This window comes from Robertkochia flava (genome assembly GCF_020166515.1).
Lineage (GTDB): Bacteria > Bacteroidota > Bacteroidia > Flavobacteriales > Flavobacteriaceae > Robertkochia > Robertkochia flava.
The window spans coordinates 821,861-842,234 of record NZ_JAINZT010000002.1 but is presented as its reverse complement, the minus strand read 5'-3'; the positions used below and the strand labels follow the sequence as shown (position 1 = coordinate 842,234).

General features: G+C 47.3%; 15 protein-coding genes and 2 riboswitches. Of the genes, 1 reads left to right on the top strand and 14 read right to left on the bottom strand.

All coding sequences use genetic code 11. The features are described from left to right. Positions 1-42: 42 nt before the first annotated feature. The 6 genes from dtd to K7R11_RS04110 form a co-directional block, all read right to left on the bottom strand. Positions 43-495 carry a D-aminoacyl-tRNA deacylase gene (gene dtd, locus K7R11_RS04135; protein ID WP_224488878.1) on the bottom strand — a complete coding sequence of 151 codons (453 nt, stop codon included), beginning with the start codon at positions 493-495 and terminating at the stop codon, positions 43-45. Positions 496-515: 20 nt separating this feature from the next. After that, on the bottom strand, positions 516-1,466 hold the full coding sequence (rsgA, locus tag K7R11_RS04130) for a ribosome small subunit-dependent GTPase A (RefSeq protein ID WP_224488876.1): 951 nt from the start codon (positions 1,464-1,466) through the stop codon (positions 516-518). 566 nt (positions 1,467-2,032) lie between these two features. Next, a complete protein-coding gene (locus K7R11_RS04125) occupies positions 2,033-3,115 on the bottom strand; it encodes a bifunctional 3-deoxy-7-phosphoheptulonate synthase/chorismate mutase type II (protein WP_224488873.1) in 1,083 nt (360 codons plus the stop codon). Positions 3,116-3,128: 13 nt separating this feature from the next. Beyond that, positions 3,129-3,983, bottom strand: a complete 855-nt coding sequence (locus tag K7R11_RS04120; protein WP_224488871.1) for a prephenate dehydrogenase — start codon at positions 3,981-3,983, stop codon at positions 3,129-3,131. Further along, the gene (locus K7R11_RS04115) at positions 3,980-5,146 is read right to left on the bottom strand and encodes a pyridoxal phosphate-dependent aminotransferase (protein WP_224488869.1); all 1,167 of its coding nucleotides are present in this window, start codon (positions 5,144-5,146) and stop codon (positions 3,980-3,982) included. The genes K7R11_RS04120 and K7R11_RS04115 overlap by 4 nt, the downstream gene beginning before the upstream one ends. Then, entirely contained in the window at positions 5,143-5,967 is an 825-nt protein-coding gene (locus tag K7R11_RS04110; RefSeq protein WP_224488867.1) for a prephenate dehydratase, read from the bottom strand. Before K7R11_RS04110 ends, K7R11_RS04115 begins: the two co-directional genes overlap by 4 nt. 311 nt (positions 5,968-6,278) lie before the next feature. Between K7R11_RS04110 and gldA the strand changes: the two genes are divergently transcribed. Beyond that, on the top strand, positions 6,279-7,175 hold the full coding sequence (gene gldA, locus K7R11_RS04105) for a gliding motility-associated ABC transporter ATP-binding subunit GldA (RefSeq protein ID WP_224488865.1): 897 nt from the start codon (positions 6,279-6,281) through the stop codon (positions 7,173-7,175). Here the strand turns inward: gldA and K7R11_RS04100 are convergent. From K7R11_RS04100 to metK, 8 genes are all read right to left on the bottom strand, one after another. Beyond that, on the bottom strand, positions 7,172-7,924 hold the full coding sequence (locus tag K7R11_RS04100; RefSeq protein WP_224488863.1) for a head GIN domain-containing protein: 753 nt from the start codon (positions 7,922-7,924) through the stop codon (positions 7,172-7,174). The two genes, gldA and K7R11_RS04100, sit on opposite strands and share 4 nt — an antisense overlap. A 5-nt stretch (positions 7,925-7,929) precedes the next feature. Continuing rightward, positions 7,930-9,030, bottom strand: a complete 1,101-nt coding sequence (locus tag K7R11_RS04095) for an acyloxyacyl hydrolase (protein ID WP_224488861.1) — start codon at positions 9,028-9,030, stop codon at positions 7,930-7,932. Positions 9,031-9,054: 24 nt separating this feature from the next. Then, entirely contained in the window at positions 9,055-10,008 is a 954-nt protein-coding gene (gene metF, locus K7R11_RS04090) for a methylenetetrahydrofolate reductase [NAD(P)H] (RefSeq protein ID WP_224488859.1), read from the bottom strand. A gap of 32 nt (positions 10,009-10,040) precedes the next feature. Next, on the bottom strand, positions 10,041-12,725 hold the full coding sequence (gene metH / locus K7R11_RS04085; protein ID WP_224488857.1) for a methionine synthase: 2,685 nt from the start codon (positions 12,723-12,725) through the stop codon (positions 10,041-10,043). After that, positions 12,722-13,723 (bottom strand): homocysteine S-methyltransferase family protein, encoded by a 1,002-nt coding sequence (locus tag K7R11_RS04080; RefSeq protein ID WP_224488855.1) that lies wholly within the window; start codon positions 13,721-13,723, stop codon positions 12,722-12,724. The genes metH and K7R11_RS04080 overlap by 4 nt, the downstream gene beginning before the upstream one ends. A gap of 91 nt (positions 13,724-13,814) precedes the next feature. Further along, positions 13,815-13,919: riboswitch (SAM riboswitch) on the bottom strand. 153 nt (positions 13,920-14,072) lie between these two features. After that, positions 14,073-15,245, bottom strand: coding sequence for a trans-sulfuration enzyme family protein (locus K7R11_RS04075; protein WP_224488853.1), 1,173 nt, complete (start codon positions 15,243-15,245; stop codon positions 14,073-14,075). Between the two features lie 23 nt (positions 15,246-15,268). After that, the gene (gene thrA / locus K7R11_RS04070) at positions 15,269-18,685 is read right to left on the bottom strand and encodes a bifunctional aspartate kinase/homoserine dehydrogenase I (protein WP_224488852.1); all 3,417 of its coding nucleotides are present in this window, start codon (positions 18,683-18,685) and stop codon (positions 15,269-15,271) included. Between the two features lie 76 nt (positions 18,686-18,761). Next, a riboswitch (SAM riboswitch) is annotated at positions 18,762-18,866 on the bottom strand. A gap of 42 nt (positions 18,867-18,908) precedes the next feature. Further along, the gene (metK, locus tag K7R11_RS04065; RefSeq protein ID WP_224488851.1) at positions 18,909-20,195 is read right to left on the bottom strand and encodes a methionine adenosyltransferase; all 1,287 of its coding nucleotides are present in this window, start codon (positions 20,193-20,195) and stop codon (positions 18,909-18,911) included. Positions 20,196-20,374 lie beyond the last annotated feature (179 nt).

The following is a 20,374-nucleotide window of genomic DNA, read 5'->3' as shown; positions in this document are numbered from 1 at the left end:
ATAAAAAATTTTCTATATAAAGGTAGGATTATTCTTTAAAAATTATTCCCGATTCTTACTATCTATCATAATCGTTACCGGGCCGTCGTTAACCAGGGAAACCTCCATATGCGCCCCGAAGACCCCGGTACCTGCCGCCTTTCCCAAATCGTACTGCAGTTGTTTCACGAACTCCTCGTAGAGCGGAATAGCCTTTTCAGGTCCGGCTGCTCTGATGTAGGAAGGCCTGTTCCCTTTTTTGGTAGAAGCATGCAGGGTAAACTGACTTACCACAATAACCTCCCCTTCCACATCTTTTACAGAAAGGTTCATTACCCCATTGGTATCGTTAAATATCCTGAGTCCGCTGATCTTTCGACATAGCCAGATTATGTCCTCTTTAGTATCAGCGTCCTCCACACCGAGCAATACCAACAGTCCATGCCCGATGTTCACGGTGGGTTCTCCATTGGCAATCACACCGGCCTTTTTAACACGTTGAATCAGTACTCTCATGATTTGATCTGGTGTCTTTTTTAATCTTCAGCGTAGATATCGGTGCGATAGGATTCTTCATCCCCTTCCAGGATCTGGAGATAACTCTTGTAACGACTCCAGGCTACTTCTCCTTCTTCAAGGGCATCCTTAACTGCACATTTAGGCTCATCAATGTGAAGACAATTATTAAATTTACACCCGCCTTTAAGCGCAAAGAACTCCGGAAAATAATCGCCCACCTCATCCTTTTCCATATCTACTATTCCAAATCCCCTGATTCCGGGGGTATCAATGATCCGGGCGTTAAAATCCAGGTCAAACATTTCGGCAAAGGTCGTGGTGTGCTGTCCTTGTTTATGCTGTTCTGAAATTTCTGCGGTACGCAGGTCAAGTCCCGGCTGCAGTGCATTAATCAGGGTCGATTTTCCAACTCCTGAATGACCGGAAAACATACTTGTTTGTTCTTCCATCAGCGTTTTCAGCGCTTCCACCCCAAGACCTTCCTTAGCAGAGATCTCCATACACCGGTACCCGATTTTTTCATAGATCGAACTCAGGTATTTCACTTCTGCTACCTCATCGATTATATAGGTATCCATTTTATTGAACAAAAGTACAGGGGTAATACCATAAGCTTCTGCAGTGACCAAAAACCTGTCTATAAAATCAGTGTAGGTCTTCGGGTTGTTTAAGGTAACTATAAGAAAGGCCAGGTCCACATTCGCGGCAATGATATGTGTACGCTTGGAAAGATTGACCGATTTTCTGACCACGTAGTTCCTGCGATCCAGGATCTCGGTAATGATACCATAGGTTTCATCGCCTACGGTTTCCAGATCAAAGGAAACCCGGTCTCCCACGGCGAGCGGATTGGTACTCTTGATCCCCTTCATCCGAAACTTCCCCTTGATGCGACAGTCATAAAAATCGCCTTCAGCGGTCTTTACACTGTACCAGCTTCCGGTAGATTTATAAACGGTTCCTGTCATATTCCGAGAATTACCTTTACTTCTTACTAAACATTCGCTGGTAAAATTACTTACATTTAATCTAGTAACCCATTAATCCCTTAAAAATATAAAAAAGCGCATTCTTGTATCTTCCCCATGGATCACTGCCTGGGGCGATGAATCACAAAGTTAGAGATACCTGCGAATTATCTGCACACTGTTCAGGTCACCGGCTGAACCATAAAGACAAGGCCTGGTTCTGCCAACAGAGATAGAAGGCAGGAGGAATATTCCCGCTCCCGGACTTCAACCAATAAAGGGTGAAACCTGCAGGCAAAGGAAGAGATCAGGGGATAAACTTCGAGAAGACCAGGCTTCGCATCAATTACCACTTCGCTACCGTCCGATTAAGGAGATTCATAACCTATGATCCTGTGGTTTTTTCAGTATACAGCAAGCTCATTGCCCTCTTTAAAATCTCCCTTCCTTAAATAACGAAATGAAAAGTAATTACTGATATGGAGGCTGCATCGGGTATTTTAATAGCAGAATCCGCTTTAAAAAAGCATAAAAAAAGCGGCCTGAGCCGCTTTTTTTAATTCTTGTTATTTCTTCAGGATCTTCTCCTGGTGGTTAATGGACTCCTGGTGAATCGCCTTAAAGATGCGCAGTACGAATTCTTCGCTGAGTCCGTGATGCTCTCCTTCAAGGATCATCTTGCCGAGGATCTCGTTCCACCTTTTGGTTTGCAGAACAGCCACGTTTCTGTCTTTTTTAAGTTGTCCGATCTCATCGGCCACCTTCATCCGTTTCCCCATTAAGTCGATAAGGGTATTATCGATCACATCGATCTGTGCCCTGAGGTTCCCGAGCTTGGTGGTATACTCTCCTTCCGGGTCGGTCTCCTTTCTGATCTTGAGATCTTTCATGATCTGCACCAGGGATTCGGGAGTTACCTGCTGTGCGGCATCACTCCATGCATTATCAGGATCCATATGCGTCTCGATCATAAGTCCGTCATAATTCAGATCAAGTGCCGTTTGAGAAACGTCGAAGATCATATCCCGCTTCCCGGTAATATGGGAAGGATCACAGATCAGAGGAAGATCGGGGAACCTGTTTTGCAGTTCAATAGCGATCTGCCATTCGGGGATATTCCTGTATTTTGTTTTTTCATAGGAGGAGAATCCGCGATGAATCACCCCCAGGTTTTTAATATTGCTCTTATACAGTCTCTCGATACCGCCAAGCCAGAGCGAAAGATCGGGATTGACGGGATTCTTAATTAAAACGAACTTATCAGTTCCCTCGAGGGCATCCGCGATCTCCTGTACAATAAACGGACTTACGGTAGAACGGGCTCCGATCCACAGCATATCCACATCGTGCTCCAGGGCCATTTCAACATGGGTTCTGTTGGCTACCTCGGTCGCGATCTTTAACCCGGTTTCTTCCTTGGCCTTTTTTAGCCATTTTAACCCTATCGCTCCAACGCCTTCAAAATTACCCGGCCGGGTTCTGGGCTTCCATATTCCTGCCCTGAGATAGCTCACATCCGTATCCTTTAACTGATGTGCAATGCTCAATACCTGATCTTCGGTTTCTGCGCTACAGGGGCCTGCGATCACGACGGGGTGCTCCAGTTTAAGATCGTCAAGCCAGGTTCTAAGTTCTGGTGTATTTTTCATGCTTAATGTACTATTAAGTGTTTATGGTTATTCCTTTTAGTATGTCTTTTATTCGGTTTGTTTTTTCCATTTCGTGGTAAATCGCCTCATAGTTTTCCTGTTCCAGAAACGTTTTAAACTGCCGGAGATTCTCAATATACCCCTCCAGGGTTGCAAGAACATTTTCCCGGTTGTGTTTGAATATGGGCGTCCACATATCGGGGGAACTCTTTGCAAGACGAACCGTGCTTTCAAATCCACTGCCCGCCATATCGAAGATATCCCGTTCATTTTTTTCCTCCTGTATCACTGTTTTCCCCAGCATAAAAGAACTTATATGTGAGAGGTGGGAAACATAGGCGATATGCTTATCGTGGGCCTTGGGATCCATATACCGGATTCTCATTCCCAATTCTTCAAAAATAACCATGGCCCGCTCCTGTAATTTAAAGGCCGTTTTTTCCACCTCACATACGATATTGGTCTTCCCCCTGAACAATCCTTTCATCGCAGCCGACGGCCCGGAAAATTCTGTTCCTGCAATGGGGTGGGTAGCAAGGAAATTCCTGCGTTTGTCATGGGTTTCCAGCTGTTGACAAACCAGCGTTTTGGTGGATCCCACATCCATCACCAGGGTGGTATCGGATACCTGATCGAGTATACCGGGTAGCACAGTCAGGGCAGCATTTACCGGTATGGCCAGGATTACGACGTCTGCATTTTTGAGCACCTGCTCATCAGCGGCCTGGTCAATAAGACCGAGGTCGAGAGCCTTCTTAAGATGTGCTTCACTGGCATCCAGGCCGTAGATCGAAAACTTCCCAGTTTGTTTCAGATCAAGGGCGATAGAGCCCCCGATCAATCCCAAGCCCATTACAACTACCTTCATATGGCCATATTTTTTTTGGTGCATCGCCTCAGGGCTTCCTGAAGCGCGTGCTCGGAGACGCACAACGAAAATCTCACATACCCTTCTCCATTAGAACCAAAAACGGTTCCGGGGGTAATAAATATATTTTTCCCGTAAAGAATTTCGTCTGCAAAGGCCTCTGAATTCTGACTTCCTTCAGGGATCCTGGCCCAAACGAACATTCCAACGGTATCCCGGTTGTAGGTGCACCCGAGGCTGTCGGCGATCTCAAACACCAGTTCCCTCCGATTCTTGTAGATCCTGTTAAGATCGGCATACCACTGGGAAGAAAGTTCCAGGGCTTTCACAGCTCCTTTCTGAATTCCGTAGAACATTCCGCTGTCCATATTGCTCTTCACCTTTAAAACCGCACTTAGAAAACCGGCATTCCCCATCAGAAAACCTACCCGCCAACCGGCCATATTAAAGCTCTTGCTCAGGGAATTCAACTCCAGGGCAATCTCTTCTGCTCCTGCTACCTCGAGGATACTCATCGGCTCCTGGTTAAGCACAAAACTGTACGGATTATCATTAACCAGCAGGATCTCATGCTTTCGTGCAAAATCCACAAGGCGTTTAAAATCGGCCTTTGCAGCCTTTGCCCCGGTAGGCATGTGCGGATAGCTTAGCCACATCAGCTTAACCTTACTCAGGTCTTTCTTTTCCAATGCTTCCAGATCCGGCAACCAGTTATTTTCTTCCTTCAGGTCATAGTAAACGGGAACTGCTTCCACCAGTCTGGTTACTGAGGTATACGTCGGGTAGCCGGGATTGGGGATCAGTACTTCGTCTCCCGGATCCAGAAATGCCATGGAAACGTGCATGATCCCTTCCTTGGATCCCATGAGGGGTAATATTTCCTTGTCCGGATCGAGATCTACCTGGAAAAACCGCTTGTAAAACCCGGAAGCTGCCTTTCTCAGCTCCGGAAGTCCCTGGTAGCTCTGATACTGGTGGGCATTATCGTCATACACAGCAGAGGTAAGCGCTTGCAACACCTCATCTGAAGGAGCCAGGTCAGGACTACCTATTCCAATATTGATCACAGGTTTTCCCTGGGCCATCAACGACCTTACTTCTGCAAGTTTCCTGGAAAAATAATATTCTTCCACCGAGTTTAATCTGCGGGCTTGTTTAATCATCGTTTTGCATTTATATACTCCCCGTGAATCCTGAATTCCTCAGCCATGATCTTCAGAATGGCTTTGGCCTTTTCGAAATGCTGGTACGACTCAAAGGTCACATCGACAAAGAAGGCGTATTTCCAGGGCGTTTCGATTTTTGGCAGGGATTGAATTTTTGTCATGTTCAGTTTACAGTCGCTCATCACGTTCAGTACCGTAGCCAGACTGCCTCTTTTATGATCGAGTTCAAACTTCATGGAAGCCTTGTTGATCCGATCTTCAGGGATCACCGAATTGGTAGGTTGAACAATAACGAAACGGGTCTCATTATTCTTGATGGTCTGGATCTCCTCAGCAAGGATTTCCAAATCATAAAGCGTTGCAGCTACCCTTCCGGCTATAGCGCCAACTCCCTTTAATTTCTTTTCATGAATACGCCGGGCCACCTCTGCCGTATCGGCATCTTCCACCAGTTTGATATGCGGATACTGCCTGAAAAACTGCTTACACTGAAGAAGGGCCATCGGATGCGAATACACCTCGCGAATATCACTGATTCGCTGGCCTCCGAGCGCCATCAGGTTGTGATGGATGTTCAAGTAATGTTCTCCGATAATATGGAACCCATTAGCATCGATCAGGGCATAATTGGGAATGATGGATCCGGCAATGGAATTTTCTATAGCCATGACAGCCACGTCTGCCCTTTTCCCGAGCACAGCGTCAATAACCTCGTCAAAAGAGAGACATTCTTCCACCTCAGCATCCCCGAAATATTCCAGTGCTACCTGATGGTGAAAAGATCCTTTGATACCCTGAATGGCGATTTTTGTATTCATACTAAAAAAAAAGTCCCGGATTTCCGGGACTTTACATCTTATATTATTGTTTTCAATAAGCTATACAGACCCCTTTGCTTCCTTTGTAAAATAAAAGAAGAAATAAAAGAAGTTCCAGATATAGCGAGTTGCGTTCATATGTGTATCACTTATACCCTGCTAAGGTAAAAATTAATATGAAACTGCAAACCCTGATCATTATTTTTTGCACATTAATTTATTTTGACTGGGCTTTTTTATATTTTTCGCTGCCCAAGGGCGAAAATATTATATATCCTGAATTTTCACCGCGCAAAACAACTCGATACTTCATGTCTATAAAAGCAGAACATCTAGATAAATATTACGGAAAGCAGCAGGCCCTGAAGGATGTTTCCTTTAGCCTGAGATCCGGAGAGGTAGTAGGTTTCCTGGGACCTAACGGAGCAGGAAAATCAACCCTTATGAAGATCCTTACCACCTATCTGCAAGCCGATAACGGACAGGCCTGGGTCAACGGATTTGATGTGGCAAAGGAAAAAAGGGCTGTACAACGCAGCATAGGATACCTGGCTGAAAACAATCCGCTCTACCCCGACATGTACGTGCGGGAATACCTGGAATTCAATGCCAATCTATACAGGGTTTCCAGGAAGAGGATCGATGAGGTGATCGCTATGACCGGGCTTACCCCGGAGGCCCATAAGAAGATCGGGGCCCTTTCTAAAGGCTACAAACAGCGGGTGGGCCTCGCCACTGCGCTGATACACGACCCCAAAGTACTCATACTCGACGAGCCTACCACCGGACTCGACCCGAATCAATTACTGGAGATAAGGGCTTTGATAAAAAAATTAGGAAAGGAGAAAACGGTTTTACTATCCACCCATATCATGCAGGAAGTAGAAGCCATGTGCGACCGGGTGATCATGATCAAAAAAGGCAGCATTGTTGCCGACAAGGAACTGAAAGCCCTGAAAGAAGACCAGGAACAGATCATCGAGGTCGAATTTGATTATCGCGTCGAAGAAGTACTGCTGCAAAACATTCCGCATGTTGCCGAAGTAAAAAACCTGATTGGCTTTGTATACCAGATTCGTTTTACCACCAAGAAGGATATGCGCCCTGCTGTTTTTGACTTTGCCCACGATAACGGGTTAAAAACCCTGCAACTCAACCAAAAGAACAAGAACCTGGAAAACCTTTTCCGGGAACTCACCGGTGATTAATCCAGAATAAGCTTCCCCTTGTAATTTTCTTTTACCTCTATTACCGGGGGAACATTCACCAAAACCAAGTTTCCGGTACCCCAAAGTTCTCCCCGAACAGAGTCGACAGGAAAAAGGGTTACATCGTTCGAGCTCCGGTGATAGATATTGGCATACCCCACATAGAGTTCCGGCATATACGCCCTGACGCTCCCATCGGCAAGATTCATGTGCAGACTGTTTGCCCTTCCTGAAATCTCGAAATTCGCGAGTTCATTGGCCAGAATACTCAGCCGGTCCACCTCGACCTCAAGTATGAATTCCCCGTTCGTCACCGAACCTTCCAGGGTAAACCCATCTGACAACAGGCTCAGGTTGTTAAAATCAAGTATTCCCTCCGATCTGATGGCATACTGGGTTGAACTTACAATACGGGTAATATCCGGAGCGGTTATCCAAACCTTTGTTTCATTATAGGCCCGAAGGATCTCACACGTATTTTCCATTGTGAGGGTAAGCACTCCTTCGGTCACCTCAGCCTTAAAATCATCGAACAGACGCTCTCCTGTTTCCACCACCACTTTATACTGAGCACCCTGGGTCACCACCACTTCAATATCTTCATTTACAAATAATTCATTAAAGGAATCCACCGTGATTTCTTCCATGATCCTGTCTCCCGCACCCCGGAAACAATCGCCTCCGGAATCACATCCGGAGATCGGAATTCCTATCAATAACATTACAATGTATGTCAATACCTTTTTCATTCGTTTTACAATCTGTAACCCACTCCGAATTCGACAGCTTCAGCCTTTGCCCAGTGTGATTTTAAGGTGGCGACGGCAAAAAAGTGATCGTTTAGATAATACTTGATCCCCAGCCGCAGGTACACCTCGGTATCATAAGAAACCGGAGCATAAACATAGTACCCCAACTGGCTAAGCATGCTAACCTTTCCAAGAAACAATTCATGTCCCGCAAATACGCCTACCCGACGGTAATCTTCCAATCCGGTTCGGTTCTCTTCCGGATACGCGGCTGCACGGTACCGGTTGTACTCGATGAGGAAATCGGAAAAGAAAACATCGGCACCCAGCTGAAGTGCACTTTTCCTGTTAATTCGTTTATCGGCATAAAAGGAACCGATGTAGAACGGGAACTGACCGCTACCCACGATATCACTTTCATTTACCCCGGCACGAAAAACAAAATTATACCGAACGGGTTCGCTGAAGCGCTTATCCAGTTGCTGCACCTTAACTACCAGCGGATCTTCATCAAGATCGTAATTGGCCCCAAAATTCAGAACCAGGGAATTGGTACTCGTATTGGGAGCTCTCACATTGGCGTTGGAATAGTGGATCAGGGAAATTCCAAGATTCACTCCCAAACGGTCAATAATACGCTTCTGACTGTAATTGAGCATCATATAAGTACTGCTCAGCAGACGGGTCCCGTAAGCATTATTCCTGAAGTTCTCCAGCTTATCATAAGGGTTGGTCGTAAGCCCCAGCCCCTGGCCGATCCTGAACATAAGCTTTCTGTTGAGAAAGTAGAAGTTATAATGCGCATACAACCCAAAGTTCTCCCCCAGGGCCTCATTTTTGAGGTCCTGATAGGTCAGGCTTACCCCGTAATCCGGATAATTATACAGCTGGTGCCATTCTTTGGAACCATCGGTTTTTTTATTCCAGCTAAGAATGAAACCGTTTGGATGCCCGGTGATCAAATGAAGAATATCCGGGTTGTGTTCCAGAATGTGACCGTGAAAGTAACTCAGATCAACATAAGAATTGCGACGTTCTCCCTGACCGAAGGCCAGGGCAACACACAACATAAAAAGCAGACTAAAGGTCCGTTGATCTAGCGTCATACAGACCAAAAATAAACTTATTATTTAAAAGAGCGCCCTGGCTATGGCCTTAATATTATCCGATTTTCCCATGGAATAATAATGCAATACAGGCACTCCGGCCTCTTTGAGTTCCCGGGACTGCTGGATACACCACTCCACGCCTACCTGGCGCACATCTTTATTGTCCTTGCATTTTTCTACCTCAGCGATCAGATCTTCCGGAAGGTCGATCTTAAATACCTGTGGCAGGAGTTGCAAATGCTTTTTTACAGCTATGGGTTTAATTCCCGGGATAATGGGCACCGTAATTCCCATGGCCCTTGCTTTTTCCACAAACTCAAAATAAGCTTCATTTCTAAAAAACATCTGGGTAACCACATAATCTGCACCCATATCCACCTTGTGTTTGAGTTTTTTCAGGTCAAAATCAAGAGACGGAGCTTCCAGGTGCTTTTCCGGATAACCGGCTACCCCGATACAGAAATCTGCCAGGTTACCCGCTTCAACCGTGTCATGAAGGTATTTTCCCTGTCCCAATTCGCGGATTTGTTTTACCAGGTCGGAAGCAAATTCATGCCCTCCGCTGGTCTTCTCAAAATAGCGCTGATGTTTCATGGCATCGCCCCTGAGCGCCATTACATTTTCTATTCCCAGGTAATGACAATCCACCAGGAGGTATTCGGTTTCTTCCCGGGTAAAGCCCCCGCAAAGTACATGCGGAATAGTATCCACATCATATTTGTGCTTTATAGCCGCACAGATCCCTACGGTTCCGGGTCTCATCCTGGTGATCTTGCGCTCCAGCAGCCCACCCTTATTTATGTAAACATACTCCTCCCGGGAAGTGGTAACATCAATAAATGGCGGATCGAACTCCATCAAAGGGTCTATATTCCTGTATAATTCTTCTATACTGCTTCCCTTTTTCGGGGGAATAATCTCGAAGGAAAAAAGCGTTTTACCCTTTGCCTCTGCTATATGTTCGGTAACTTTCATAAAGATGTTGGTGTATGCTGTCTATATTGTATTTAACGGGCTGCGATATTGGGGTTCAGCCACTTCTCTGCCTGTTCAGTTGAGATATTTCTTCTCTTCGCGTAATCCTTCACCTGGTCATCGAGAATCTTACCCAGCCCGAAATACTTGCTCCCGGGATTGGCGAAATAATAACCTGAAACGGAGGCTGCAGGCCACATAGCCAGACTTTCGGTAAGGGTGACCCCGATGCGCTCTTCCACTTCGAGAAGTTTCCACAGGGTGGCCTTCTCTAAGTGATCGGGACAAGCGGGATAACCGGGTGCGGGACGAATGCCCTGATAGGCCTCCCTGATGAGCTGCTGATTATCCAGAGCCTCGTCACGGGAATAGCCCCAATGGTGTTTTCTCACCTGTTCGTGGAGATACTCAGCAAAAGCTTCTGCCAACCGGTCGGCCAGCGCTTTTACCATGATGCTGTTATAATCGTCATGCGCTGCTTCAAAGGCTTTGGCCTTTTCATCCACCCCAAACCCGGAAGTCACACAAAACGCACCTACGTAGTCTCGGGTTCCTGTAGTTTCAGGCATTATGAAATCGGCAAGCGCCAGGTTAGGCACTTTTCCGGATTTCTTGAGTTGCTGCCGCAGGGTGAGAAACTGCAATCCGGGCTGTCCGTTTTCGTCGTACAACTGGATATCATCATCATTAACCGTATTAGCCGGGAAAATACCAAAAACACCCCTCAGGTCAAACCACTGCTCCTTTTTGATCTGCTCCATCATTTCGGAAGCATCCTTTAAAAGCTCTTTTGCCTGATCACCTACCACCTCATCCTTAAGAATTCCGGGATATTTCCCGTGAAGGTCCCAGGTTTTGAAGAATGGCGTCCAGTCTATATAGGGTTCCAGTTCCTCCACAGTCACGGTAACCTCCTTTACCCCGGTAAACCCGGGCGCTACAGGCTGATACCCTTTCCAGTCCAGCTGCAATTTATTCTTTCTTGCCTCCTCTATTGTCAGGTACGATTTTGACTTTGACCGGCTCAGATACCCTTCCCGAAGTTTCTCGTATTCCGACTTCACACCTTCCATATACGAGGCTTTTTTACCCTTATGAAGAAGGTTTCCTGCTACGGTAACGGCCCGGGAAGCATCATTTACATGTACCACCGCCCCGGAATATTCCGGGGCGATCTTCACTGCGGTATGGGCTCTGGAGGTGGTTGCCCCCCCGATAAGTAAAGGCGTATGCACAGCTTTCTTTTCAAGCTCTTTTGCCAGGTAAACCATTTCATCAAGAGACGGGGTTATCAACCCGCTCAATCCAATGATATCGGCCTGCTCTTCCACAGCCCTGGCTATGATTTTCTCCGGTGGCACCATCACCCCGAGATCCACGATTTCATAATTATTACAGGCCAGCACCACACTTACGATATTCTTCCCGATGTCGTGAACGTCTCCCTTAACCGTAGCTAAAAGTACTTTCCCGGCAGACCGGGCATTATCTTCCTTTTGAGCCTCTATAAAAGGAAGCAGGTAAGCAACGGCCTTTTTCATTACCCTGGCCGATTTCACCACCTGGGGCAAAAACATTTTTCCGCTTCCAAAAAGGTCGCCAACAACATTCATACCGTTCATCAGGTGCTGTTCAATCACCTCGATCGGGCGATCTACCTGGTTTCTGGCTTCCTCTACATCGGTTTCTATGAACTCATCTATACCCTTTACCAGGCTATGGGTAATCCTTTCCTGCAGGTCGTCGTTACGCCACTCCTGGTTGGATCTCGCCATGACCTTACCATTGCCTTTAACCTTTTCTGCAAAATCAAGCAGCCTTTCAGTGGCATCATCTCTCCTGTCGAGCAACACGTCCTCAACGTGTTCGAGAAGGTCTTTCGGGATCTCATCATATACCTCAAGCAGCTGTGGATTCACGATCCCCATGGTCATTCCGTGCTTAATCCCGTGATAAAGAAAGGCCGAATGCATCGCCTCTCTCACGGTATCGTTCCCGCGAAAAGAAAAGGAAACATTACTCACCCCACCGCTTACATGGGCACAGGGAAGGTTATTACGGATCCATTTGGTGGCCAGGAAAAAGTCAAGGGCATTTCTCCTGTGTTCTTCCATTCCGGTAGCTACCGGGAAAATATTAGGATCGAATATGATATCCTCCGGAGGGAAGTGCACCTCATCCACCAGAATCCTGTAAGAGCGCTCACAAATTTCGATCCTGCGCTCATAGGTATCGGCCTGGCCATTTTCATCAAAGGCCATCACGATCACTGCGGCACCATACCTTTTGATCTTTCTTGCATAGAGTTTAAAGGCCTCCTCGCCTTCTTTCAGGGAGATGGAATTCACCACGCTTTTCCCCTGCACCACCTGCAGTCCTGCTTCGATGATCTCCCATTTGGAACTGTCGATCATCTCGGGTACCCTTGCAATATCAGGTTCTGAGGCAATAAGTTTTAAAAAGGTGGTCATGGCCTCCACCCCATCGATCATTCCCTCATCCATATTCACATCGATGATCTGGGCCCCACCCTCCACCTGGGCCCGAGCCACTTCCAGGGCTTCCTCGAACTTTTCTTCCCTGATCAGGCGAAGAAACTTCCTGGAACCTGTTACATTGGTACGTTCGCCGATATTGACAAAATTCGTCTCCGGGGTCACCACCAGGGGTTCCAGCCCTGAAAGCTTAAGGTGTCTTTCACAATTATTGGTTGTCATAGTACAGCTGCATTCTTTCTGGGTTCATATTCTGCGACGATATCGGCTATAGCCTTTATATGTTCAGGAGTGGTGCCACAGCACCCCCCGATGATATTCACCACATTTTCTTCAAGGTATCTCCGAATCAGGGACTGCATTTCGGCAGGATCCTGGTCGTACTCGCCAAAATGATTCGGCAATCCCGCATTGGGATGAGCAGATATAAAGAAATCGGACTTCTGAGAAAGTCGTTTTACATAGGGCAAAAGCTGATCTGCCCCCAGGGCACAATTAAAACCAACGCTAAGCAGGTTGATATGTGATATGGAGATCAGGAAGGCCTCTGCGGTCTGACCGGAGAGTGTACGTCCGGATGCATCAGTTATGGTTCCACTCACCATCACCGGGATATCAACGCCCAGTTCCTCTTTCACTTCTTCTATTGCGTACAGGGCGGCCTTGGCATTCAGGGTATCAAAAACGGTTTCCACAAGAAAGACATCCACCCCTCCTTTAGCCAGGGCTTCCGCCTGTTGCTTGTATGCCATACGGAGCTCATCAAAACTTACCGCACGAAATCCGGGATCATTTACATCCGGAGACATGCTCGCCGTTTTATTTGTCGGCCCTATGGATCCGGCAACAAACCTGGGTTTTTCAGGTAGTCTTGCGGTAAATGCATCTGCTACCTCCCTTGCAATCCGGGCACTTTCAAAATTCAGTTCGTAGACGTAATCTTCCAGCTCATAATCGGCCATGGCAATGGTGGTCGAAGAAAAGGTATTGGTCTCGATAATATCGGCCCCCGCCTCGAGGTATTTGGAATGCACCGCGGCTATGGCCTCAGGCTGGGTAAGCGACAACAGGTCGTTGTTGCCTTTTTGCGATTGGGGAATATCCGCAAACCGCGCTCCCCTGAAATCAGATTCTGTAAACCGGTATTCCTGCAACATGGTCCCCATGGCACCGTCAAGTACCAGGATCCTCTTCTGCAACGCTTCTCTTATATCACTCATATGCTTTGTATCGTGCGGGTAAAACCCAACGCGTTATTTTCTATAATTAATGCTGATGGTACCGGGAAAGGAAAAAAAGGAAGTTAAACCTGTGTTATCTTTCCTTTTTTCAGGCAGAATGTAGCACCTTCTCCCAAAAAACGGAGGGTTGCCAAGGCTTCAATGGGTCCTGTCCCTTCACCTTTCTTGATAACCTATCAGTATGTCATGAACAAGGCTGCAAATATAGCCACTATTCCATTCCCGGCAAACCCTCTGACGCCTGAAATCCATGGATCCAGACCGCCAATTTCCCGGTTGGCCAACAAAGGATCTGCCCTCCTTTCCCCGGTTCTCCACAATGCTTCCGTCAGGCATTGCGCAAGGCCTGATCGAGATCAGCCAGGATGTCTTCCACAGCTTCCAAACCTACCGAAATCCGGACCAGTCCGTCGGTGATCCCCACTTCCAGCCGGTCTTCCTCCGAGAGCTTACTATGGGTTGTTGAGGCAGGATGGGTTACAATAGTGCGGGTATCTCCCAGGTTAGCAGAAAGGGAACACATCCCTATACTGTTAAGAAACTTACGTCCGGCTTCAACCCCACCTTTCACCTCAAAGGCCACAATGCTTCCCCCGGCTTTCATTTGCCTTTTAGCCACCTCATATTGGGGGTGCGATTTCAGAAAAGGGTGTTTCACCCAATTTACATTGGGATGCTCTTCCAGAAATGTTGCCACCTTAAGGGCATTTTCACAATGACGGTCTACCCTGACAGGCAGGGTTTCCAGGGACTTGGACAATACCCAGGCGTTGAAGGGAGACATGGCCGGCCCTGTATTCCTTGCGAACAGATAGATCTCCCTGATCAGATCTGCACGGCCTACCGTAATGCCTCCAAGAACGCGGCCCTGGCCATCAATGAGCTTGGTTGCGGAATGGATCACCAGATCGGCACCAAATTTTATGGGCTGCTGCAAATAAGGGGTGGCAAAACAATTATCGATAATCAGGATCAGGTCATGATCGCGGGCAACTTTTGCCAGGATCTCAAGATCGAGTACATCCACTCCGGGATTGGTAGGAGTTTCGGCATAGATCACCCTGGTATTAGGCTTTATAAGGCTGGCCACCTCCGCTGCATCTTCTGCCTTGAAATACGTGGTTTCGATATTCCATTTGGGCAGGTATTTGGTAAACAGGGTATGGGTAGATCCAAAAACAGAGCGACAGGAAACAATATGATCCCCGCTGTTAAGAAGGGCTGCAAAGGTTGAAAATACCGCAGCCATCCCTGTCGCAAAGGCATAACCCGCTTCGGCTCCTTCCATCTTACATATCTTTTCTGTGAATTCGCTGGTATTCGGATTGGTAAAACGGCTGTATATATTACGATCCTTTTCCTCTGCAAAACTTGCCCTCATGTCTTCTGCATCCTCGAAGACAAAGCTCGAGGTGAGATAAAGGGGCACGGAATGCTCCAGGAATTCCGTCCTGTCCAGTTGGGTTCGTATGGCGTTGGTTTCTACGTTCTTATAATTCATTACAATTGATTTTCCGGTTAATGTTATAAATAGTTGCGTTCGCTTATTTTAAGGATATCTCCGAAGACGCCCCTGGCGGTAACAGCTGCTCCAGCACCGGCACCCTGGATCACCACTGGATGCTCTCCATAGGAATCGGTATAGATCTCAAAAATAGAATCAGCACCTCTTACCTGCCCGAGTGCAGAGTGTTCCGGAACAGATACCAGGTTCACATCCAGTATCCCTTTCTCCTGCTGAAGGTCGCCGTGGAGGTCGCCGGTATACCTTAACACATGCCCGGGCTTCTGATTTCTTTTCAGGTTCTCGAAGTGCTCATCGAAATCTTCCAGATGTTCCAGAAAATCTTCAAGCGCCAATCCCTGCAGGGATTCCGGAACCAGGTTTTGAATATTGACATCCTGCATTTCGTTCTTCAGGTCGAGTTCCCGGGCCAGGATCAGAAGTTTTCTCCCAACATCATTACCATTGAGGTCTTCCCTTGGGTCGGGTTCAGTATACCCATTATCGTATGCACTCCTGAGGATCTCACTAAACTTACGGTCTTCCACCGAGAAACGATTAAACAGGTAACTAAGCGTTCCGGAAAACACCCCCCTTATCCGGGTGATGTTTTCTCCGGAAAGGTGCAGCAACCTGATGGTATCAATCAGGGGCAGTCCTGCTCCTACATTGGTTTCATAAAGGTATTGCTTCTGATTATGCTCCAATGCGGTTCTCAGGGAGCGGTATCGCTCATAGGGCATGGTATTGGCGATCTTGTTGGAGGAGACCAGGTCAAATCCCGCACTTACCAGCGTCCCATATTGCCCAACCAGGTCCTGGCTGGCTGTATTATCGACCGCAATGAGATTCCCCAGGTGGTGCTTTTCTGCATAGCTTATCACGGCATCGACAGAACTCTGCTCCTGCGACGCCTCCAGCCCGGATTGCCAGTTCCTGTCTATTCCAGAGGCGTCCAGCAATACCTTCCTGGAGTTCGCCACCGCAAAAATATTAAGTTTCAGTTTTTTACGATCCTCAATATTTCCGGCAGACTGGAGGATCTGGTCGATAAGCACACCCCCAACCGTACCGTGCCCGAAAATTGCGATATTCACAGCCCTGGAAACTCCAAATATCTCCCCGTGAATAACGTTTACCGCCCTGTGGAGGTCCTTTTTTCGCAGTACAAGACTCACATTCTTTCCTGTAACCGTATTATTGAGCAACAGCGGCTCGACCTTATTTCGGATCAGGGTTGCATAGGGTTTATGAAAATTAGAAAGGTCCTGACCTACTACAGAGATCACGCCCACCTCGTCATTAACGGAAATACGATTTACATCACGGGAATAAAAATCGTTCTCAAATTCTTTTTCCAGCGCAATCACTGCATCTGTAGCCCGACGGGCATCAACCACCAGGCCAATGCCCCGCTCTGAAGAGCCCTGGGAAATGATACTCACACTGATATTCTGATTTCCAAGAGCGCGAAAGATCCTCGCGTCGACTCCCGATTTCCCGAGCAGCCCCCTTCCTTCGAGGTTCACCAGGGCCACATTATCGAGTACGGACAAGCTCTTAATGCCCTGGCGGCCGGACGCGGACTCGGCCCGGATCAGCGTACCTTTTCCTGCCGGATTAAACGTATTACAGATTCGCAGAGGAATATTCTTCTCCAGCAACGGAATGATGGTTTTGGCGTGGAGAATGGTAGCCCCGAAATTTGCCAATTCGTTTGCCTCATTAAAGGAAAGCTCCTCTATAGGAGTTGCCCCGGGCACCCATTCCGGGTCTGCGGTAAAGATCCCGTCTACATGGGTATAGTTCTGAAGTTCTCCGGCATCGAGATAATTAGCCACCAGGGAAGCGGTATAATTACTTCCGTTGCGTCCAAGGGTGGTGGTTTCGTTCTTCTCATTGGACCCTATAAATCCGGTCAGGATGTTTACTGTGGTTCCGTTGTAACTGGTGAAATGATTGACGATATTCCGGCGGGATATCTTTTCTATCGGCAAGGCATTTCCAAAGGTCTCCGTAGTTTTAATCAGTTCCCGGGTATCAGCAAACCGGGCATTAACCCCTTTTTGCTTCAACAATTCAGTGACTGTGATCCCGGAGAGCACTTCCCCCTGGGCCAGCACCTCATCTTTGACCTTTTCGCTATAATCCCCTAATAGACTCACCCCGGCAAGCAATTCCTCGAGCTTGGCAAAAGGGGCTTGCAGGGAAGCCGCAGGACACACTTCCTGCTGGTAGATCTTAAACCGTTCCAATTCTTCCCTGTAGGCCTTCTTGGCTGCGGCAAGCTCCAGCATGTTTTCAAGCTGGTCGGTAGCTTTACCACGGGCCGAAACCACGACAGCCAGTCGGTCTCCGTTTGCTACCTTAGCATCGATAATATTAATGACATTTTCAATGCCCTGCCCATTGGCAAGGGACTTCCCTCCGAATTTAAGTACGATCATTTTTTTGGTTTTAGTCTCCGGGTTGAATATTTCTCCAATAAGGTTAGCCAGCTGTTCGGTTTCGATCAAAAAGGCGTCGTGCCCATGAACGGAATTGATCTCCCCGTAACTCACCTTATCACTGGAAGCTGCAAGGCGTTTATAGGTTTCTCTGTTCTCCCTGGCGGTAAAGAACAGGTCTGAGCTCACCCCGATAATCCGAATATTTGCATTGATGCTTTCCAACACCCGGAAATGAGGCTCCCTGTTGCGGGTAATATCGATGGTCTTTAACAATTGATTCATCAGCTTATAGGCCGAAAGCTGAAACCTTTCCTGAAGTTTATTCCCGTGATGCAGCAGCCAGCTTTCCACATTAAACACCTGTAATTCATCATTGGTTGACCGCCCGAACCTCTCGTTGAAAGACTCCGGGGTACGGTAGCATAGCATGGCATGCATACGGGCATCGTGAACAGGATCATTGGAGTTATTCAGGATGCGCTCCTGTATCTGGCAGTTCGCAATAAGCCAGTCTGTAGATTTCCAGTCGGAAGCAACTGGGATAAGATGTTGCGTAATGTCAGGCGACAAAACTGCCATTTCCCAGGCGATGCCACCGCCCAAAGACCCGCCTATAAGGGCAAAGAGATCAGATATTCCAAGTTGTTCGAGGCCACCCAGAAATATTCGTGCGATGTCCCTGGCCACGAAATCCCTGTAATTATCAATAAGAATACCGTCATAGCCGTTGCCCGGGATATTAAATGAAAGTATGGTAAAGCGATCCGTGTCAATGCAGAGCCCCGGACCAATAAGATCGTTCCACCATCCATCAGGACCTGTGACATTGCTATTTCCTGTTAGCGCATGATTTACCAATACCACAGGTGCGGTATGCAAGGGCCTTCCGAAAACCTGGTAAGACAGGGAGATATCCTGAACTGTACCGTTCAGGGTTTTAAAATCGACGAGTTGCAGTTGTAAAAGTTCTGCGCTTAATTCCGGCATATTCAAACAAATTTGACCTCTGTGAAAGAGGTATTATGCTGAAGTCACTGGAAAAGCGGAACTACAAGAGTAGAATGGGTCATCTTTCCTCTGTACAGAGGTAGAATGTAGCACCTTCTTTTATTCAAAAGGGTTGCTAAGGTATCACAGGGTCTAATCCCTCCACCTTTCTTGATAACTTCAGTCAGTAAATTAAAGAACTATTCTGTTCCCGGCCGTGGAATTATACCTTCCCGGCAGGTTGTTTTTTAAATTCAGGGGTAAATACCTCCTTTACCTTTTCAACATAATCCAGTTTTTCCCAGGTAAAGAGTTCCACCTCTTTTACCACCTTTCCGTTGTAGGGTGATTCGAAGGTTTTCGTTATCGTTCTGGGCTCTTTCCCCATATGGCCATAGGCCGCGGTTTCCAGGTAAATGGGCTCCCTCAGCTTTAACCTTTCCTCGATGGCGAAAGGCCGCATATCAAAGATCTCGCGTACCCGCTGAGCAATGGCTCCGTCTGATAATGCCACCTTGGAAGTACCATATGTGTTCACAAAGATCGATGTTGGCTCTACCACACCAATGGCATAACTTACCTGAACCAACACCTCATCGGCCACTCCGGCGGCAACAAGATTCTTGGCTACATGGCGGGCGGCATAGGCTGCACTTCGGTCTACCTTACTCGGGTCTTTCCCGCTAAAGGCACCTCCACCATGAGCACCCTTTCCTCCATAGGTATCCACAATGATCTTACGACCGGTTAAACCGGTATCTCCATGAGGACCACCGATCACGAATTTCCCGGTAGGGTTGATATGGTAGGTGATCTCTTCGTTAAATAATTCCTGAACATAGGCAGGCAATTGCGCCTTCACTCTTGGAATAAGGATCTCAAGAAGGTCCTTTTTGATTTGTGCGAGCATGACCTCGTCATTTTCATCAAAAGGATCGTGCTGGGTTGAGATCACTATGGTATCAATGCGCTGCGGCTCGTTCTCCTCGGAGTATTCAATGGTAACCTGTGCCTTTGCATCAGGCCTCAGGTAGGTGATCTCTTTAGACTCCCTCCTTAACTCCGACAACTCCTGAAGGATCTTATGGGAAATATCAAGTGCCAAAGGCATGTAATTCCCGGTTTCCCGGGTAGCGTAACCAAACATCATCCCCTGGTCTCCTGCCCCTTGTTCTTCCTTGGTAGCACGATCCACACCCTGGTTGATATCCTGCGATTGTTCGTGAATAAGAGAAATTACCCCGCAGCTGTCGCCACTAAACTGATACGCCCCTTTGGTATAGCCAATGGTATTGATGACCTCCCGGGCGATAGACTGCACATCGAGATACGTATCGCTCTTCACTTCTCCGGCCAGCACAACCTGTCCGGTAGTCACAAGGGTTTCACAAGCCACCTTACTTTCCGGATCAAACGCCAGAAAATTATCCAACAACGCATCACTGATCTGATCAGCTATCTTATCAGGATGTCCTTCACTCACCGATTCCGATGTGAATAAATATGCCATAAACTCGAAATAAAATAATTAATATAGGGAGTGCGATCTGACGTAGAGCCGTCTAAAGAAGATTGTCGCGTTTCTTATGGGAAAGGCGACAACTGCTTTAGCATTTTTTAGCGAGGTTGCAATCAGTCAAATCTGTCCTCCAGTAATTCGTCGACAAAAATAGGAAATAAGTTTTGTTT

What these genes read in the sequence shown, in the direction of transcription:
- gldA (WP_224488865.1), top strand. Translation starts at nt 6,279, where the DNA reads ATGTCTATAAAAGCAGAACATCTAGATAAATATTACGGAAAGCAGCAG.
- dtd (WP_224488878.1), bottom strand. Translation starts at nt 495, where the DNA reads ATGAGAGTACTGATTCAACGTGTTAAAAAGGCCGGTGTGATTGCCAAT.
- K7R11_RS04100 (WP_224488863.1), bottom strand. Translation starts at nt 7,924, where the DNA reads ATGAAAAAGGTATTGACATACATTGTAATGTTATTGATAGGAATTCCG.
- K7R11_RS04120 (WP_224488871.1), bottom strand. Translation starts at nt 3,983, where the DNA reads ATGAAGGTAGTTGTAATGGGCTTGGGATTGATCGGGGGCTCTATCGCC.
- rsgA (WP_224488876.1), bottom strand. Translation starts at nt 1,466, where the DNA reads ATGACAGGAACCGTTTATAAATCTACCGGAAGCTGGTACAGTGTAAAG.
- K7R11_RS04115 (WP_224488869.1), bottom strand. Translation starts at nt 5,146, where the DNA reads ATGATTAAACAAGCCCGCAGATTAAACTCGGTGGAAGAATATTATTTT.
- K7R11_RS04110 (WP_224488867.1), bottom strand. Translation starts at nt 5,967, where the DNA reads ATGAATACAAAAATCGCCATTCAGGGTATCAAAGGATCTTTTCACCAT.
- K7R11_RS04075 (WP_224488853.1), bottom strand. Translation starts at nt 15,245, where the DNA reads ATGAATTATAAGAACGTAGAAACCAACGCCATACGAACCCAACTGGAC.
- K7R11_RS04080 (WP_224488855.1), bottom strand. Translation starts at nt 13,723, where the DNA reads ATGAGTGATATAAGAGAAGCGTTGCAGAAGAGGATCCTGGTACTTGAC.
- thrA (WP_224488852.1), bottom strand. Translation starts at nt 18,685, where the DNA reads ATGCCGGAATTAAGCGCAGAACTTTTACAACTGCAACTCGTCGATTTT.
- K7R11_RS04095 (WP_224488861.1), bottom strand. Translation starts at nt 9,030, where the DNA reads ATGACGCTAGATCAACGGACCTTTAGTCTGCTTTTTATGTTGTGTGTT.
- metF (WP_224488859.1), bottom strand. Translation starts at nt 10,008, where the DNA reads ATGAAAGTTACCGAACATATAGCAGAGGCAAAGGGTAAAACGCTTTTT.
- metH (WP_224488857.1), bottom strand. Translation starts at nt 12,725, where the DNA reads ATGACAACCAATAATTGTGAAAGACACCTTAAGCTTTCAGGGCTGGAA.
- K7R11_RS04125 (WP_224488873.1), bottom strand. Translation starts at nt 3,115, where the DNA reads ATGAAAAATACACCAGAACTTAGAACCTGGCTTGACGATCTTAAACTG.
- metK (WP_224488851.1), bottom strand. Translation starts at nt 20,195, where the DNA reads ATGGCATATTTATTCACATCGGAATCGGTGAGTGAAGGACATCCTGAT.